This is a genomic window from Piscirickettsia litoralis, from assembly GCF_001720395.1.
GTDB lineage: Bacteria > Pseudomonadota > Gammaproteobacteria > Piscirickettsiales > Piscirickettsiaceae > Piscirickettsia > Piscirickettsia litoralis.
On record NZ_MDTU01000001.1, the window covers coordinates 1078349 to 1093871 of the forward strand.

Consider the following 15523-nt stretch of genomic DNA (forward strand, 5'->3'; position numbering starts at 1 on the left):
GAGCGAGGATTATGAATAAAATTATTATTATTGGTGCTGGACCTGCTGGCATTTCCGCAGCAATATGCCTTGCTAAAAAAGGTATTAAAACAACAATTATTGACGAATCTCCCAAAGTCGGTGGTGTCATTTATCGAGGACCGTGGCGAAAAACCATCCAAATGCCTCACTTAGATGACAAGCTAAAAGCTAAGATGAAAAAGTTAAAATCTGGCTATATTGAATATCAAGACTTAATTAATTTGCGCCTTAATACACGAGTTCTTGGCCCTCAAAGTAATCAGTCATTGCTTATTAATCATAATGACACTATTCAATGTATCGACTATGATTTCCTACTTCTTGCCACTGGCTGTCAGGAGCGTAGCATTCCTTTTCCTGGCTGGCAGCTTCCAGGAGTCATGTTAATGGGAGGAATTCAACTACAGTTGAAAAGTGGATTGGTCCGTCCAGGTGTAAAAATTGCCCTGGTTGGTACAGGCCCACTCCTTGCTTTAATTACTTGTCAGCTACACAAAGCAGGTTGCCAAGTCATTGGCGTTTATGAAGCATCGCCATTTTATCGTCTTGCAAAAGAAGTTATTGCACTAATGAATAGACCTCAGCTTGTCCTTGAAGGACTATCAATGATGAATTACATTAAACAGCACAAGATTCCTTTCCATTATGGCTGGGGGATTGTTGAGGCTCACGGCAAAGAAGCCCTGCAAAAAGCGATTGTTGCGCCATATGACAAATATTGGCAGCCAAACTTAGCAAGATCTAAAGCAATTATGGTTGATACACTGGGTGTTGGTTATGGTTTTTCTAGCCGCTCTCAACTTGCACAACTACTACACCTCGATATGGAGTATGACGAGCAAAGTGGGTTAATCCCTAAAGTTGATCAGTGGCAATGCAGCAGTTCTCAGCATATTTATGCCGCGGGTGATAATGCCTATGTTGTCGGGGCAGATGCAGCAATGATTGAAGGCACGATTGCCGCCGAGTCTATTGCAGCTAAGCTTGGCAAGAACTCGATATCGAAGGATTCTCATCGTATTATACAATTACGCAGGAGGAAAAAACGTATTTACCGTTTTCGTCATGCTTTTGATCGTATTAGTAAGCAGCAACACAACTTACTTAATTTAGCAAAAGAAAATACAACGATTTGTCGATGTGAAAACGTAAAAAAACAAGCAATTGAAGAAGCATTAGCAGAGGGGTGTCAGGATATTGTCAGCCTGAAAATGAAAACTCGTGTGACAATGGGAGATTGTCAAGGCAAAGTATGTAGCCACTATTGTTACGACCGCCTTGCCGCGGCAGGGTTTAGACAGCAAATGGGAGTTGTGCGCCCTCGCTTTCCTCTAGATCCTATTCCTTTCTCCGCTCTCTTAAAGGAGGGTTTAAGTGATGAATAATAAACATTACGATATTATCATTTGTGGAGGTGGCGTTGTTGGCAGTGCAGTCGCGTATTTCCTTAGCCGCTCTAAAGACCTTAACATAGCTCTTGTTGATTTTAAGTTCCCTGGAAATGCTTCTCGAGCTTCTGCTGGCGGACTATGGGCGCTTGGTGAGTCTACAGGACTGGGGTGTGGCGTTATCTTATTTAAAACCCTGTCAAAACAGTTAAGAGAAAGTGGCAAAAAAAATGACTTCACGATGCAACCACACATTATGCCAGATGCATTTTTTGATTTGGCTTTAGCTTCTAACTCTATGTACCCAAAACTTTATCAAGAACTAAAAGAGCATCATGGTGTTGATTTTAAATTCGAAAAAACAAAGCTAAAATTTATATTTTTTGATAAATACGATCGCATTTATGCTGAACAAATTGCATCAGCAATCCCCAAGTATAAAGAGTATATTAATTGGATTGATCAAAATGAATTAAAGAAGCAAGAAGTAAATATTTCAAAGCGCGCCGAGGGTGCAATGGTGTTTGAAACCGATCACCAAATAAACCCTTACCGTTTAACTGATGCCTATACTGAATCTGCCCGGCAAAATGGAGTTGACTTGTTCTTGAACACTAAAATTACCGGCATTAAAAAAAATAGCAATACAACGATTAGCGGTGTTTTCACAGACAAAGGATTATTATCTTGTAATGCTATCGTTAATGCAGGGGGTGCCTGGGCTGAACAAATTAGCTTATGGGCGACAGGCATGAAAATGCCTGTTTTTCCTGTCAAAGGTCAGGTTGTGATTTCAGAGCGCATGCCAAAACTTTTAGACAGTTGCCTCACCACTAGTGATTGTTATATTGCTCAAAAAGATAATGGTGAAATTTTAATAGGTTCTACGACTGAAGAACGGGGGTTTGATACTCAAACGGATATCAATCACATCAAAGAGCTAGTACAAGGGGCAAGTCGCTGTGTTCCTGCGCTTAAAGAGGCGAATATCAAACGCTGCTGGGCAGGTTTAAGGCCAGGATCTCCAGATGAGTTACCTATCCTTGGGCCAGTGCCAGGCATTCAAGGTTACTTTAATGCCTGCGGCCATTTTAGAACAGGGATGCTTACTTCAGCAATAACAGGACAGCTCTTAAATGAGTTGATTCGAAAACAGCCATTATCGTTAGATATAAAACCCTTCTTATATGAACGCTTTTTGGATCATCAAGGCAACATGGTCGCTAATTATCATTTAGAAAATAGCTTGTAATAGAGCGACTACTAAAGCTATCAAAAACGACAATTCTGGGAAATATTAGGGTAAAAAAATCCTTAATTGAGCACAATAGCAGGGCAAATGCACCTGCCCTGCCAATCTCTACTCAACGTGCGATGAAACCTCTAATTCCCCTTATGCTGACTTCCATCAACAATTAAGTTAATGCCAGAAATCCAGCTCGCTCTTTCTGAGGCTACAGCGCTCAACTCTATTTTTATCGAGAGTTATCGCTAGGCCATAATCTGGCTAGCTTTCGGCGTGCTTTATCTCCTAAGCATTCCAAAGTAAACGATGAGAACTTAAGAAAGGTGATAAGCCAACGATTTTTTGAATCGCAGTGACAAAATCAGTTTTCGGCTGCCAATTTAAGTATTTTTTTGCATTTTCTATAGCAGGAATACGCGCTTTCACATCCTGGTAACCTTCACCGTAATAACGGTCTGATTGAGTAATTTTTACATTCACTTTCTCAGCTTGAGCTTGATATTGATCATACTTTTTTTATTTCAGTCAGCAAGACTTCAGCAAGCTCTTTAATCGAGTGATTGTTATCTGGATTGCCAATGTTAATAATCTGGCGATTCGCTGAGCTGTCGCGACACTCAATAATGCGCGCTAACGCTTCAATACCATCATCAATATAGGTAAAGCAGCGGCGTTGCTCGCCACCATCAACTAATTGAATATCACGGCCATGAATAATATTACTGATAAATTGGGTTAAAACGCGTGCGCCGCCTTCTTTAATATTAAAAACCTCATCCTGGCGACCACCAATCCAGTTAAATGGACGAAATAACGTATAGTTTAAACCTTCTTTTTCACCCATGGCATGAATCACTCGATCCATCAGCTGTTTACTATTCGAGTAAATCCAACGCGGTTTATTAATTGGACCGTTAATAAAGTTACTGCTCTCTTCATCAAAGGCATCATCATCACACATGCCATACACTTCAGAGGTCGATGGGAAAACAACGTGTTTATTGTATTTAGCGCACCAACGCACCACTTCTAAATTCGCTTCAAAGTCCAGCTCGAAAATCCGCAACGGATCTTTCACATAAGTTGCAGGCGTTGCAATAGCAACCAAAGGCAAGACTACATCACACTTTTTAACATGATACTCCACCCACTCTTTATGGATGAGCATATCCCCTTCGGTAAAATGAAAACGCTCATGGCCGATGCATTGTCCCAATTTATGATCACTTAAATCTAGACCATAAACTTCCCAGTCGGTATTTTCTAAAATATATTCACTTAACGTGCTACCAATAAAGCCGTTTACACCTAGAATTAGTACTTTTGTGCTCATTATCATTCTGCCTTAGGGTTAAAGTTAGAATTAGAACTAGAGTCTGTGATGGACGTATTTATGTCTTTTTGCTCAAGAACGTGACGAATAACAAAACGTGGGCGACGACGCACTTCTTGGAAAATACGGCCGATATATTCACCCATAATACCCATGCCTGTTAATAAAACTCCCATCAAGAAAAAAACGATCGCAAACAGGGTGAAGATCCCATCCACATCTGGGCCATGCAACAAACGCTGTACCATCAAATACACAAATAAGATTAAGCTACCGAACGCAACAGCCAAACCAATAAAGGTAAACATCTGAATCGGTACTAACGAGAAGTTGGTAAACAAATCAAAATTATAGCGAATTAACTTATAAAGGTTATAACTGGACTCACCCGCTTCACGCGCCGCATGACGTACTGGCACATCTGTTGGATTCGCCGCATAGCTCACCGCAAGCGCGGGGATAAAAGTCGAACTTTCACCACTGGCAATCATAAGTTCAACAATCTCACGACGATAAGCACGCAGCATGCAGCCTTCATCTTGCATGTCGATTTTAGTGATGTATTTACGCAGGAAATTATGCGCTTTGGACACAAATTTACGCCACAAACGATCCTGGCGATCCACTCGATAACCTCCAACGACATCATGACCTTCTTCGACTTTATCGACAAGTTTTGGAATATCCTCGGGTAAGTTCTGTAAGTCTGCATCCATAGTGATGACAATTTCACCGCGCACTCGCTCGAAACCGGCCATAATCGCCATATGCTGGCCATAATTACGATTAAACTCAATGACGCGCACTTCATTCGGGCGCTCATTAAAAAAGCCTTTTAGAATTTCACTTGAGCGATCACGACTACCATCGTTGGTAAATAAAACCTCAAAAGGCTTATTCATCTTATCAAGCACAGGAAATAAGCGCTGATATAAATCATCAAGCACATCTTCTTCGTTATGAACGGGGATCACAACACTAATATAGGGGCTTACACTCACTCTTTTTTACCTCTTAAAAACATCATTCATTGCAGTAATCACACGATCTTGTTCTGCGCTTGTCATTCCTGGAAACATCGGCAAACTCACAATGCGTGACATAATATTCTCAGCATGTGGGAAATCACCTTCTTGATGGCCTAAAGACTCTCGATAATAGGCATATAAATGCACTGGGCGTGGCCAATGCACACCGATACCGATGTTATGTGCTTTCATCGCATCAACAAATTGATCACGACTCATTCCTGCACACTCTTGAATCAAGGGCGTGAAGATATGCCATGCATGTAAGTTTTCATAATGGCCATTTTCTGGAAGCTGCCATTCGCGCCAATTGGCAAGTTCCTGTAAATAACGCTCAGCAATGACGGCTCGATCACGAATAAAACCATCTAACTCTGGCAATTGATGCAAGCCTAAAGCGGCTTGAATATCCATCATATTATACTTAAAGCCCGGCGCGACAACTTCATAATCTTGACTGCCTTCTTTACTAAAGCGATTCCAGGCCTCACGGTCTATACCATGAAAGCGCAAAACCTGAATTTTTTTCGCCAATTTTTCATCACGACAAATAATCGCACCGCCTTCACCGGTGGTCATATTTTTATTCGGATGAAAACTAAAAACCTGAATATCACCAAAACTACCGATTTTCTGGTTTTTATAGTCTGAACCTATCGCATGTGCCGCATCTTCAATCACCCGCAAATTATGCTTTTTGGCGAGTTCATAAAGCGGGTCCAGATCAACGGACAAGCCAGCAAAATGCACCGGCATAATCGCCCGTGTTCTTTCATTAATTGCTGACTCAACTTGATTTATATCCAAGTTAAACGTCTTAGGGTCTACATCGACAAAACGCGGTCTAGCACCTGCTGCAACAATACTATTCGCCGTTGCCACAAAGGTCAGCGGTGTGGTGATCACTTCATCACCCGAACTTAACTCCATTGCCGCCAGAACCAAATGCAAACCGGCAGTCGCTGAAGAGACCGTTAAAGCGGTCGGCGCATTCACATATTCAGCAAGAGCGGCTTCAAAACGTTTAACTTTAGGTCCGGTCGTTAACCAACCTGAACGAATAGAGTCTGAAACTTCTTCAATCGCCGCTTCACTAATAGACGGCTTTACAAACGGTAAAAATGGTTGTGTCATAATAGTTTATTGATTAATTAAAATCACTCCAATGATAATAATAATGATGCCCAAAATCCGTGTTGCCGTCAGTGGTTCACTGAACAGATAGTAACCTGCAACAGCCGTCACAATATAGCCAACACTGAGCATCGGATAAGCATAACTCACCGCCACCCGGGAAAGCACAACCATCCAGGTGACCAAGCTGATAGCATAACAGGCAAAACCTGCAATGATATAGGGGTTGGTTGCTGCCTTATAAGCCAATGGCAACACTTGTGGGATATGCTCCAAGGAGATGCGGCCAATACGCTCCATCCCAGACTTTAAAAAAACTTGTGCTGCTGCGTTTAGCATCACGCTAAACAATATAATCAATACGTTCATTTTGTTAATACTTTTTGATTCGCCACCAATACATAGCGCTTTGTCGACGTTATTAATATTGGCTTAATCTTACCCGCTTGACTGATAAAGCCTTGCAAGTTATCACGAAGGACTAAGACATACAACGGTTGTGTGCGCCATTTTTGCCAAAATACATTACTTTTGATCAACCACTGCCAAGATGCCCGGTCATATTTCAAAGAGTAGAGAAACTCATCGCTATGCCAATTGACCACCATAACCTGATGTCTGAGGTAAAACGGAAAGTCCTGAGGGTAAATATGATAGGTTGCAACTTTTGCTGTTGGGTGTTGCTTCAATAAAGGTTTTACAGTCTCAGCAATGGCTTTAGTCGTTCGAGTATTAAAGGGGTTAATACCATAAGCCAAATTCGTCAATACCAATAAACTCGCTAAAAATAAGGCACCGTATTGAATTTTTACTTTCTTAAAAAACAAGCTGATCAAGCAAAAAATTGCCGCAGCAATACTCGCCCAGGCCAAGCTATGCAGAGCAGTTAGCCCTTGCTTTGGCGAATCCAGTGCTGCCAACGTGCTCGCCAGCCAGTGTTCACCATTAAAGCCAATCACCGCGATCACTAAAAAGATGAAACCAACAAGTCCTACACTGATTTTCATCGCTTTTAAGCCCATCGCCTTATCTCGCCAAACTTGATCGATAAAGCGCCCGGTAATGATCGCCATTGGCGCAATAATCGGCAGTAAATAAGGGATTAATTTAGAATAAGAAAAGGCAAAAAATAGCACTAATTCCAAAGGCCAAATCAATAAAAACAAGGCCGTAGCTTCTGAGCTGATTAATTTTTTACCTTGCTTCAATAAACTATATACAGAAAATAAAAATACAATCATCCACGGGAAAATACTAAAGTAAGCAATGCTTAAGTATTCCCAAGTCGGCATGACATGGTGAGTCACATCCGTTAAATAGCGCTCATATTGCTGCTCTATAAAGTAATAGTGCAAAAACCCGGGGGCTTTTAATTCAACAAGTAGGTGCCAAGGCGCAGCGACCAATAAGAAAACAATGACCCCTGATGGGATATGCATGCGTTTTAGTAAGCCCCAATCCCAGCGCAATATTATCCAGGTACCGATAAACATCATTGGAAAAACAATACCAATCAAGCCCTTATCGAGTACAGCAAGCCCGGCGAGGCCATAAGAAAGCCATAACGCTAACCTTTTTCGCCAACCTTGCTGGCCTAATCCCCATAAAAAGCTATATAAACACCCTGCAAGCAAGATACTCAGCAGCATATCGACCGTATTAGATTGCCCCATCACAAAATACAATAAGGATGTTGCGATGATCCCTGCAGTTAATAAACCGGTACGACGGTTATAACTATAGCGAGCAAAATAATAACTCAATAACACACCCAATACGGCTAAAAACGCATTGGGCACCCGGGCCACAGTATCGCTAATACCAAACAGCTTAAACGCTCCTGCGACCAGCCAATAGTAAAGAGGTGGCTTTTGTAGATAATGAGCGAAATCTAAAGTCGGAATCAGATAATGGCCACTCACCACCATTTCACGAGCGATCTCGGCATAGCGCCCCTCATCAGGCGTGGTAAATGCACGTAAGCCAATGAGAGAAAAGTAAAAAACTCCCACAAGAAAAATAATCCAACAGCTATCTATCAACCAAGATCGGGAGCTATGGAGCGAGAATGCTTGTTTCACACAGGTCACCTTAATATCAAATATATCGAATCATTGACTAGTTTTTAACCAGCAAAATCGTTAAAATGGAACACATTTTTGTCACAGGTCATCCAAAAGTTATGAGTTCTGCACGGTTAAACAAAATAAAGCGCGTCTTAGCAGCACGCCAGGATAATTTAACGGTATTGATGGATCATGTCCACAAAGCCCACAACCTCTCAGCGATTGCCAGAACCTGTGATGCCGTCGGCGTTTCTCACCTTCATGCTGTTCATCCTGAATTTGAAGATATCGGCATTCACCATCATACGGCTTCTGGCAGTAAGGATTGGGTGAATATCACCCGCCATGAATCAATTAGTGCAGCCTACCAACAATTAAGAAACCAAATACCTAACGTTCAAATTCTTGCCACTCACCTCTCGGATAAAGCGATTGATTTTCGCCAGATCGATTATACTCAACCGACAGTGATTGTCCTCGGCAGCGAGCTAAAAGGTGCAAGTAGCGAAGCCTGCGAAGGCGCAGACCAGCATATCATCATTCCTATGGTCGGTATGGTGCAGTCTTTAAATGTTTCAGTAGCTGCGGCGACGATTCTTTTTGAAGCACAACGTCAACGCCAACTCGCAGGAATGTATGAGAGTGCAGAAAAACAAGATACAATAGACAAAAATAAAATATTCGAGTGGATGCACCCCAAAATTGCCAAACTCTACCAAGCTCGCGGCCAAGCATATCCAGACCTTGATGATGATGGGGACATCCTGCCACAATCACGCTAAAACGGAGGCAGTATGAAACGACGTAATATTTCTTCAGGTTCAGATTGGGAAAAACAAATTGGCTTTTCACAAGCCGTTTGTGTCGGCCCTTTTATTCAAATCTCAGCCCTCACCCCTGTCGATGAAGAAGGTAAGGTCATCGGCATGCGCGACGCTTATGAGCAAACCAAGCAAATTCTCGCCAACCTTAAAGACACCTTAGAGCATGCCGGCGCTGAAATGGCCGATGTTGTGCGCACGCGCATTTATGTCAAAGACCTGCGCCTGTGGCAAGATATCGGTCGCGCCCATGGCGAAGTCTTTCAAGATATTAAGCCTGCAACCTCGATGCTGGAAGTGTCTCGCATGACTGGCCCCGATTTTCTTGTTTCTATGGAAGCCGATGCCATTATCGATGAGTCCGCAGAGCGTGTTTAACACGCTCTTAAACAAGTGCAGTCAAGATTTATAGATACAACCGATCACCCAGCCTGCAACCACACTATTGATAATGACCGAACAACACCAAGCCAAGGCCAATACAAAAGGGATCGGCATATAGGCATAAGCGCCAATTTGCAAGGTCGCCAGCAATAAGCCGATATACACGCCGTGACGCAAACCTGTTGCAATATTTTTAGCGACATACGCTTTGATATAAATAAAGCTAAATACGACCGCAAAAGCAAACTGACTTAACACCATAAAACCCATTTTCTGCTCAGCTTGTGGTCGCCACAATGTGGCTGTTTCGCTATAAATACCCTGCAGCACGAAACCATGCACAATAAAATCAATAATAAAAATAACAATAAATACAGCAACAACTGATAAAAGAAAACGCTTACAGTTCACATTAAACTCCTTGTTAATAAATAACCCTTATCCTTTACTGAAGCTTATGCCATTGCGCTATGATCGTCCTCCCAACTCTCTTCCCAAAGCTTTTCAGTGCAGTTTCTTTAAATGTAAAAGCGGCTTTTTGAAGACTTAAGTTCAAGAGATAAGCTCACCGAGATTATTATCAAATAGAACGATTCACGATAAAATTACAATTCAATATAACCTAAAGAGCAAACTCTATCTCGTCGTGGCTACCGGTTAAATGCGCGTGAAAAGTATCCATCATCACCTTTGGAGGCTCGCGACTCACTTGCTGTCGGTGATGCTCCACTACACTGTCAATCTCGCCATAACTCATAGTGTCGCTATTTTTGTCTTTGCGGCGCGAATAAGCAGCCTGTATTTTCTCTGCTAAACGAGTTAAAGCCTGCTTGCGTCCTTCATACATTGCTATTTTCTGCTGGGCTGTTAATTTCGGCTTATAGGCCAATTTGATTGCATATTCGTCTAAATAATGATTTATAGACTCTTCGACGTATGGGCTAATCTTAGCATTAGCAAACCTTTTATTTTTAGATCCAGCTTTAAAAACATCTTCCCCATATGGAAAATATTTTATATAATTTTCTTTTAATTGATCCCACTCACCCTTTCCTTTACCCTGTAAAAACAGTTCAATAATAGAAGGTAAGAGGTCTTTGAATTGTCTAGGTTTGTTTTTTTTTATTGGAGATAGCTCATCTAAATATTGATTAAGTTCTTGGAATTTGCTCTCATCTACCTCTGGTGTTGCCCTTTCACCTTTAAATTCTGTCTCTATATCGTACACGTCACTAGCATATCGATCAAAAAGGCCACGATCATAAAGCGTCTTATAAAGCTTTACTCTTTCAGAGTTACCACCATCATGAGTCTTCTCATAATCATAATAATCTTTTGAAGCAACAAACTTCTTAATGTCCTCAAGTTCTCTCGTTTTTTGGTCTCGCCCATCACTTTGCTCCGCTTTTGCTAGTTTATGTTTTTGATGTAATCGATAAATACCCGTGCCTGCTGCAAGCGCTGATCCAGCGACTGCTGTTGCAACACCACAGGTTGCAACGCTAACTCCTACCGCAACAGCAACAACCGCAACAGTTGCAACCACCGTCATCGCAACAGTGCACCACTTCCACACTGAGCGCATGCGACTATGCATTTCACGCTCTTTCACCTGCTTACGGCACATTTTTGTTGCAAGTAGCTTTTCCGGCTTATTACCTTGAATCGTTAACTCTTTCTCTAACTCATCTAATGAGTTATTTAAATCACTTTGCGCTTCTTCTTCAGTGCCATCGTTATCATCGATTGCATCACGCCAAACTTTGTATTTCTGAGTAACTGTATCGTCATCAATCTCTTCTTTAACCAGATACTCTATGCGCTTATCACAAAGCTTAACCGCTCGCTCTTCTAAGCCCCAAGCAATCGCCATCGCCGCAGCAAAACCAAATCCACCCGCTGCCGTACCCGCTATCCCCAGGGCCGATACGGATGGCATAAATAAAGACGTAATAGTAACACTGGTGCACGCACCAAGCTGTATGGCAGAGCCATAGTTCACATTTTTAGCCCAGTCATCCCCCTGCTTACCTTCATGGGCAGCTAAAGCAACTGCACCGAGAGTGTCAAAAAGATTCCATAACACACCAACAATCGGAATCCACATCACCAGTGGCTTAATAACCGTAGCAACGATCGGAGCAACGGTATTGAATAAGTTACAGAACAAATACACCCAGTCCATCCCAGGGTCCATCACATCGGCAAAGTCCGTGCTATCATCCTGTGACTCCAGTGCAACCTGCAATTTTTCAAGCATCCCGCTATCATCATGTTCAAATTTATATAGAAGAAAGCCCTTTAGCGCTGGAGGCAGCTTCTCAAGCCCATCTAGTTCTAATAAAGCACGATTCCAGTAGAGACGAGTGGAGCCTTTCGTAGACAATGGTCCTAAATTCTTAGACAATGCCCCTAAAGTAGGCTCCCTTCTATATTTTTCCTTTAGATTTTCATTTATTGGATAAAGCTCAACAGTATTCGCCGGCATCTAAAGCTGTACTTCCTACTCATAAACAAGAATTCTAAAGCGCTAATTTATACCTAACAAACAAAGTCTAAACAATAAATAAAATTATAATATTTTTTAAATTGACAACAATAAAAATAAATAAAAACAACAAACTGAGATTTATTAAACCGCTACAAACCAGGCCACCACACCTGTAACCAGGCCAAAAGCTTCCTTATGCATCAAATAGGCGAGAAGATACCAGTCGCTGAGACTTTAGGGTGTACAATGACATTAGCCAAAGAAATAAAGCGCATAGCAGCACAAGAACAATCATCAAATACCATAAAGACTGAAAGCCAAACTGCTGAATATAACTGCCCATAATAATTGGGCTTAGATAATTGCCTGACCAAATTATCGCAGGTAAGATGCCATTAATTCTGCCACGATGGCTACTCGGTGAGTGATTGGCAATAAAAACATTGCTTTTTGTTACAATCAAAATCTCCCCCACCGTCATAAAAAAAACGGCCAGAAATATCACCATCAAACTCTGGCTCGAGAGCAACGTGCTGTAGCACAAGCATAAAAAATGCTGCCGCAATAATGGTTCCAACCAAAGCGCTATAGCGACGCGTTAGTGCGGTAAAAATCGGGGTAAAAATAACGACAACCGCCGCATTAATCGTCATCACCTGACCGTAATGCTCAGCACCATGACCTTTAAAAACATCGGCTAAATAAAGTGGAATCGCGAAGAAAAATTGGGCAATTGCCAATGATAACAAAGTGCATATGATCGTATATAAAATTAAGTGCGGCCGCTGCCACAACACCGACCAAACAGAGCCTGTCACCGCTTGCTCAAGCTCACTTTTTGCTTCAATGACGTACCGCCCACTTAAACAACATATAATCAACAACATACTCACAAAAGTTGCAAAGCCATCGAGCCAAAACAGCCAATGTGTATGATGGGCAAAAAGAAAGCCCGCGAGCAAAGGACCAATCGCAAAGCCCATATTAAATGCTAAATAACTGAGCGACATGGCCGCATCACGATTTTCAGGGGTCGATAAATCAACAATCAATGCTCGCACCGCAGGCATAGCCACCCCCATAGCAAACCCTGCAATAAAAACTAAAGGTAAAATAGCAAAGGAAGTAGCAAAAAAACCACAAACAACCATCGTGACTACAGCACAGGCTTGACCAATAATAATGATTAATTTTCGACTAAAATGATCGCTGAGCTTACCACCGACAAATGAACCTGGCAAAGAGCTTAGCGCGACGACCGTCACCCAAACACCCGCTTGCATTGCAGATAGGCCTAATTTTTGAGTCAATAATAAGCTTAAAAAAGGAAAAACAAAACGGCCTAAAGCAAGTACAAACTCAGCGAGGGCAACAACATAAATATCTTTAGGTAAACCTAAATATAATGTAACAATCTTAGTTATTGCCCTAAGCATGCTCATATCCGATATCCGAATGCTCAACAGCTATATAACCCCTTAAAGGCCAAGATCAATAGAGGCACAAAAAATCTTCCTGAAAAGTGATAGGACACAAGTGTTATGCCTTATTTTTTCTTGTTGTAACATAAAGCATAGCTAGCCATAGAATCACAGAAACAAGCAAAAGCAGATAGCAAGCATAATGTAACCCATGCATAAAAGAGGTTTTTTCACCATGACGAAGCAATAAAATATCTAAGGTAAAAATAGGCAAACCAAACACATTAGCAAGAGTTGCAGCAACTCCTGCAACCAGTCCATGATCATTCGCATTTTTCAAGCCAGACAATGCAAGCGGCACCGTCATGCCATTACTTAACCCCCAAGCAGAACCAAAAAGCACAAGCCCAACTATCAACAACCAAACCGGTCCACTGCCACCGAGTAACGTGTAAACAAATAAGCCAAAAATAGAACATAACATCGGCACATGGCGGACGAAATATTTATTACCTTTATCTAATAACCGTCCCCCAACACTAGGCATAATCATGGTCATAACCGTCATCGTCACCAATAACACACCAGCAGTTTCTATTGAAAATCCAAGTTGATGCTGAATATAAATTGGCATAATAAACATAACTGACCATGATAACGATATTGTCGCAAGATAGATGAGCACTCCCATCACAAAGGTCTTGTTTCTAAATAATCGTATTGGAATAAGCGGAATCTCTGCATATTTTTCTATCACACAAAAGACCACTAAAGAGATAAGCGAAACGACTAAAATGCCAATAGTCAGATGTGAATCCCAGCCATAACGAGGACCTTCATTAAAAAAGAAGGTAATTCCCAACAAGAAAATCATCAGGCTAAGCACTCCAAACCAGTCGATATGCGTCACATCTGGATGTTTTTTTTCTGCAACGACAGGTAAACAAATGAGTAAGCTAATAATCACAATTGGCACATTAATAAAAAAGACCCAGCGCCAACTCAACAGTCCAGTAATAAAGCTACCCAGTACCGGCCCCACCGCAAAACCTATACCAAAAAAGCTGCCGAAAATTCCCATGGCACGGCCTTGCTGCTCTTTAGAAAAGGCCGCCGCCGTTACAGACACAGCCGCAGGATAAAGCAAAGCTGAAAACAAGCCTTGCAGCATACGCATAATGATCAAAAATAGCGCAGAACCTGACAACCCTGCACCCAGTGAGGATAAGCCAAAACCAATCACACCAACATACAAGGCTTTCCTTCTGCCTTTAATGTCCCCAATTCGACCAAGCACCGTCAGCATCGCCGCAAAAAGAATACCATAACCAGACATCATCCATTGTAATTGGCTGGTCGACGCTCCAATGTCGTTACGGATTACCGTCAATGCGGTATTAACGACACTAAAGTCGATTCCAATCAAAAGCACCGCCAAACCGGCCCCAATTAAAATTTTCCACTTTTTATCAAGTGTAGTCATGCCATCTTCCTGTATTTAAGATTTATTTTTAGACATTTATTAATCACACAAAGAACAATAAATCATTAAATTGACCATAAAACGTGTTATTTTTCTTCTAATTACTACATTCTCACATCAAAAATCAAATATAAGAACAAAAAATAACACGCTGAACACCATCAAACCCTTACAGCCTTGTGACCAAAAAAGGAATGCAAGAATGAAACACAGTGAGTTGCTCGACATTCTAAAACGATTCATTGAATGAAACAAGGCAAGACTCTTCTGTTGTAATGCTCATATCCTACTGCCATGCAGATCCAATATCAATAATAGTGAAAAGATGCATGATAAGACGATTGGTTTATTCATCAATAAACATCCACGGGTAAGCCCTTGATGTTACTTTGCTACAACCCTTTGGGTTGAACTGTGATTCATGCTTGCACTGCGTTGTTGCTATAGCAATGAACCACAATAATTACTCATTGATGCTAACATTTTAGCTTTAAGGTGTTTTAAATTCTACCGGGTTTATTCCGTGTTTATTCCGTCTAGGGTCTCGTTTTCTCAAATATTTCCTGTGACTCTTCAAACCCAAAGTGCTACCTTGAATGATTATTAATTTTAGGTGCTGACACCTAATAAAGTTCTTTGAGCAACTTTTTGAGATCAGCCAATAATTCTTTTGGCGACCCCATATTAAACCGCCATTCAGCTTCTTT

General features: G+C 41.5%; 15 protein-coding genes. 4 read left to right on the plus strand and 11 right to left on the minus strand.

Going from position 1 to position 15523, the window contains the following annotated elements; genetic code table 11:
• Window positions 1-11 precede the first annotated feature (11 nt).
• A complete protein-coding gene (locus tag BGC07_RS05085) occupies window positions 12-1406 on the plus strand; it encodes an NAD(P)/FAD-dependent oxidoreductase (RefSeq protein ID WP_069312221.1) in 1395 nt (464 codons plus the stop codon).
• On the plus strand, window positions 1399-2661 hold the full coding sequence (locus tag BGC07_RS05090) for an NAD(P)/FAD-dependent oxidoreductase (RefSeq protein WP_069312222.1): 1263 nt from the start codon (window positions 1399-1401) through the stop codon (window positions 2659-2661). The genes BGC07_RS05085 and BGC07_RS05090 overlap by 8 nt, the downstream gene beginning before the upstream one ends.
• A 279-nt stretch (window positions 2662-2940) precedes the next feature.
• On the opposite strand, the gene BGC07_RS21780 is transcribed toward BGC07_RS05090, so the two are convergent.
• Genes BGC07_RS21780 through BGC07_RS05120 form a run of 6 tightly spaced genes read right to left on the minus strand, consistent with a single transcriptional unit; the run spans window position 2941 to window position 8231 of the window.
• On the minus strand, window positions 2941-3135 hold the full coding sequence (locus BGC07_RS21780; protein ID WP_069312223.1) for a hypothetical protein: 195 nt from the start codon (window positions 3133-3135) through the stop codon (window positions 2941-2943).
• Between the two features lie 25 nt (window positions 3136-3160).
• On the minus strand, window positions 3161-3988 hold the full coding sequence (locus BGC07_RS05100) for a bifunctional UDP-4-keto-pentose/UDP-xylose synthase (RefSeq protein ID WP_069312224.1): 828 nt from the start codon (window positions 3986-3988) through the stop codon (window positions 3161-3163).
• 2 nt (window positions 3989-3990) lie between these two features.
• The gene (locus tag BGC07_RS05105) at window positions 3991-4989 is read right to left on the minus strand and encodes a glycosyltransferase (RefSeq protein WP_069312225.1); all 999 of its coding nucleotides are present in this window, start codon (window positions 4987-4989) and stop codon (window positions 3991-3993) included.
• Window positions 4990-4995: 6 nt separating this feature from the next.
• Window positions 4996-6150, minus strand: coding sequence for a DegT/DnrJ/EryC1/StrS family aminotransferase (locus BGC07_RS05110; RefSeq protein ID WP_069312226.1), 1155 nt, complete (start codon window positions 6148-6150; stop codon window positions 4996-4998).
• 6 nt (window positions 6151-6156) lie between these two features.
• Window positions 6157-6519: an EamA family transporter gene (locus BGC07_RS05115; protein ID WP_077216770.1), complete on the minus strand. Its 363-nt coding sequence runs from the start codon at window positions 6517-6519 to the stop codon at window positions 6157-6159.
• On the minus strand, window positions 6516-8231 hold the full coding sequence (locus tag BGC07_RS05120; protein ID WP_069312228.1) for a glycosyltransferase family 39 protein: 1716 nt from the start codon (window positions 8229-8231) through the stop codon (window positions 6516-6518). Before BGC07_RS05120 ends, BGC07_RS05115 begins: the two co-directional genes overlap by 4 nt.
• 65 nt (window positions 8232-8296) lie before the next feature.
• On the opposite strand from BGC07_RS05120, the gene trmH reads away from it, so the two are divergent.
• Window positions 8297-8998 carry a tRNA (guanosine(18)-2'-O)-methyltransferase TrmH gene (trmH, locus tag BGC07_RS05125; protein WP_201258122.1) on the plus strand — a complete coding sequence of 234 codons (702 nt, stop codon included), beginning with the start codon at window positions 8297-8299 and terminating at the stop codon, window positions 8996-8998.
• Between the two features lie 12 nt (window positions 8999-9010).
• Window positions 9011-9415 (plus strand): RidA family protein, encoded by a 405-nt coding sequence (locus BGC07_RS05130; protein ID WP_069312229.1) that lies wholly within the window; start codon window positions 9011-9013, stop codon window positions 9413-9415.
• Window positions 9416-9436: 21 nt separating this feature from the next.
• On the opposite strand, the gene BGC07_RS05135 is transcribed toward BGC07_RS05130, so the two are convergent.
• The 5 genes from BGC07_RS05135 to BGC07_RS05150 all read right to left on the minus strand — a co-directional run bounded on the left by BGC07_RS05135 (window position 9437) and on the right by BGC07_RS05150 (window position 14816).
• Window positions 9437-9832 carry a hypothetical protein gene (locus tag BGC07_RS05135; RefSeq protein ID WP_069312230.1) on the minus strand — a complete coding sequence of 132 codons (396 nt, stop codon included), beginning with the start codon at window positions 9830-9832 and terminating at the stop codon, window positions 9437-9439.
• 211 nt (window positions 9833-10043) lie between these two features.
• Entirely contained in the window at window positions 10044-11909 is a 1866-nt protein-coding gene (locus BGC07_RS05140; protein ID WP_069312231.1) for a hypothetical protein, read from the minus strand.
• 196 nt (window positions 11910-12105) lie between these two features.
• Window positions 12106-12420 (minus strand): MFS transporter, encoded by a 315-nt coding sequence (locus BGC07_RS21785; protein ID WP_235602942.1) that lies wholly within the window; start codon window positions 12418-12420, stop codon window positions 12106-12108.
• Window positions 12326-13348 carry an MFS transporter gene (locus BGC07_RS21790; RefSeq protein WP_235602943.1) on the minus strand — a complete coding sequence of 341 codons (1023 nt, stop codon included), beginning with the start codon at window positions 13346-13348 and terminating at the stop codon, window positions 12326-12328. Before BGC07_RS21790 ends, BGC07_RS21785 begins: the two co-directional genes overlap by 95 nt.
• 103 nt (window positions 13349-13451) lie before the next feature.
• A complete protein-coding gene (locus BGC07_RS05150; protein ID WP_069312232.1) occupies window positions 13452-14816 on the minus strand; it encodes an MFS transporter in 1365 nt (454 codons plus the stop codon).
• Window positions 14817-15523: the final 707 nt, after the last annotated feature.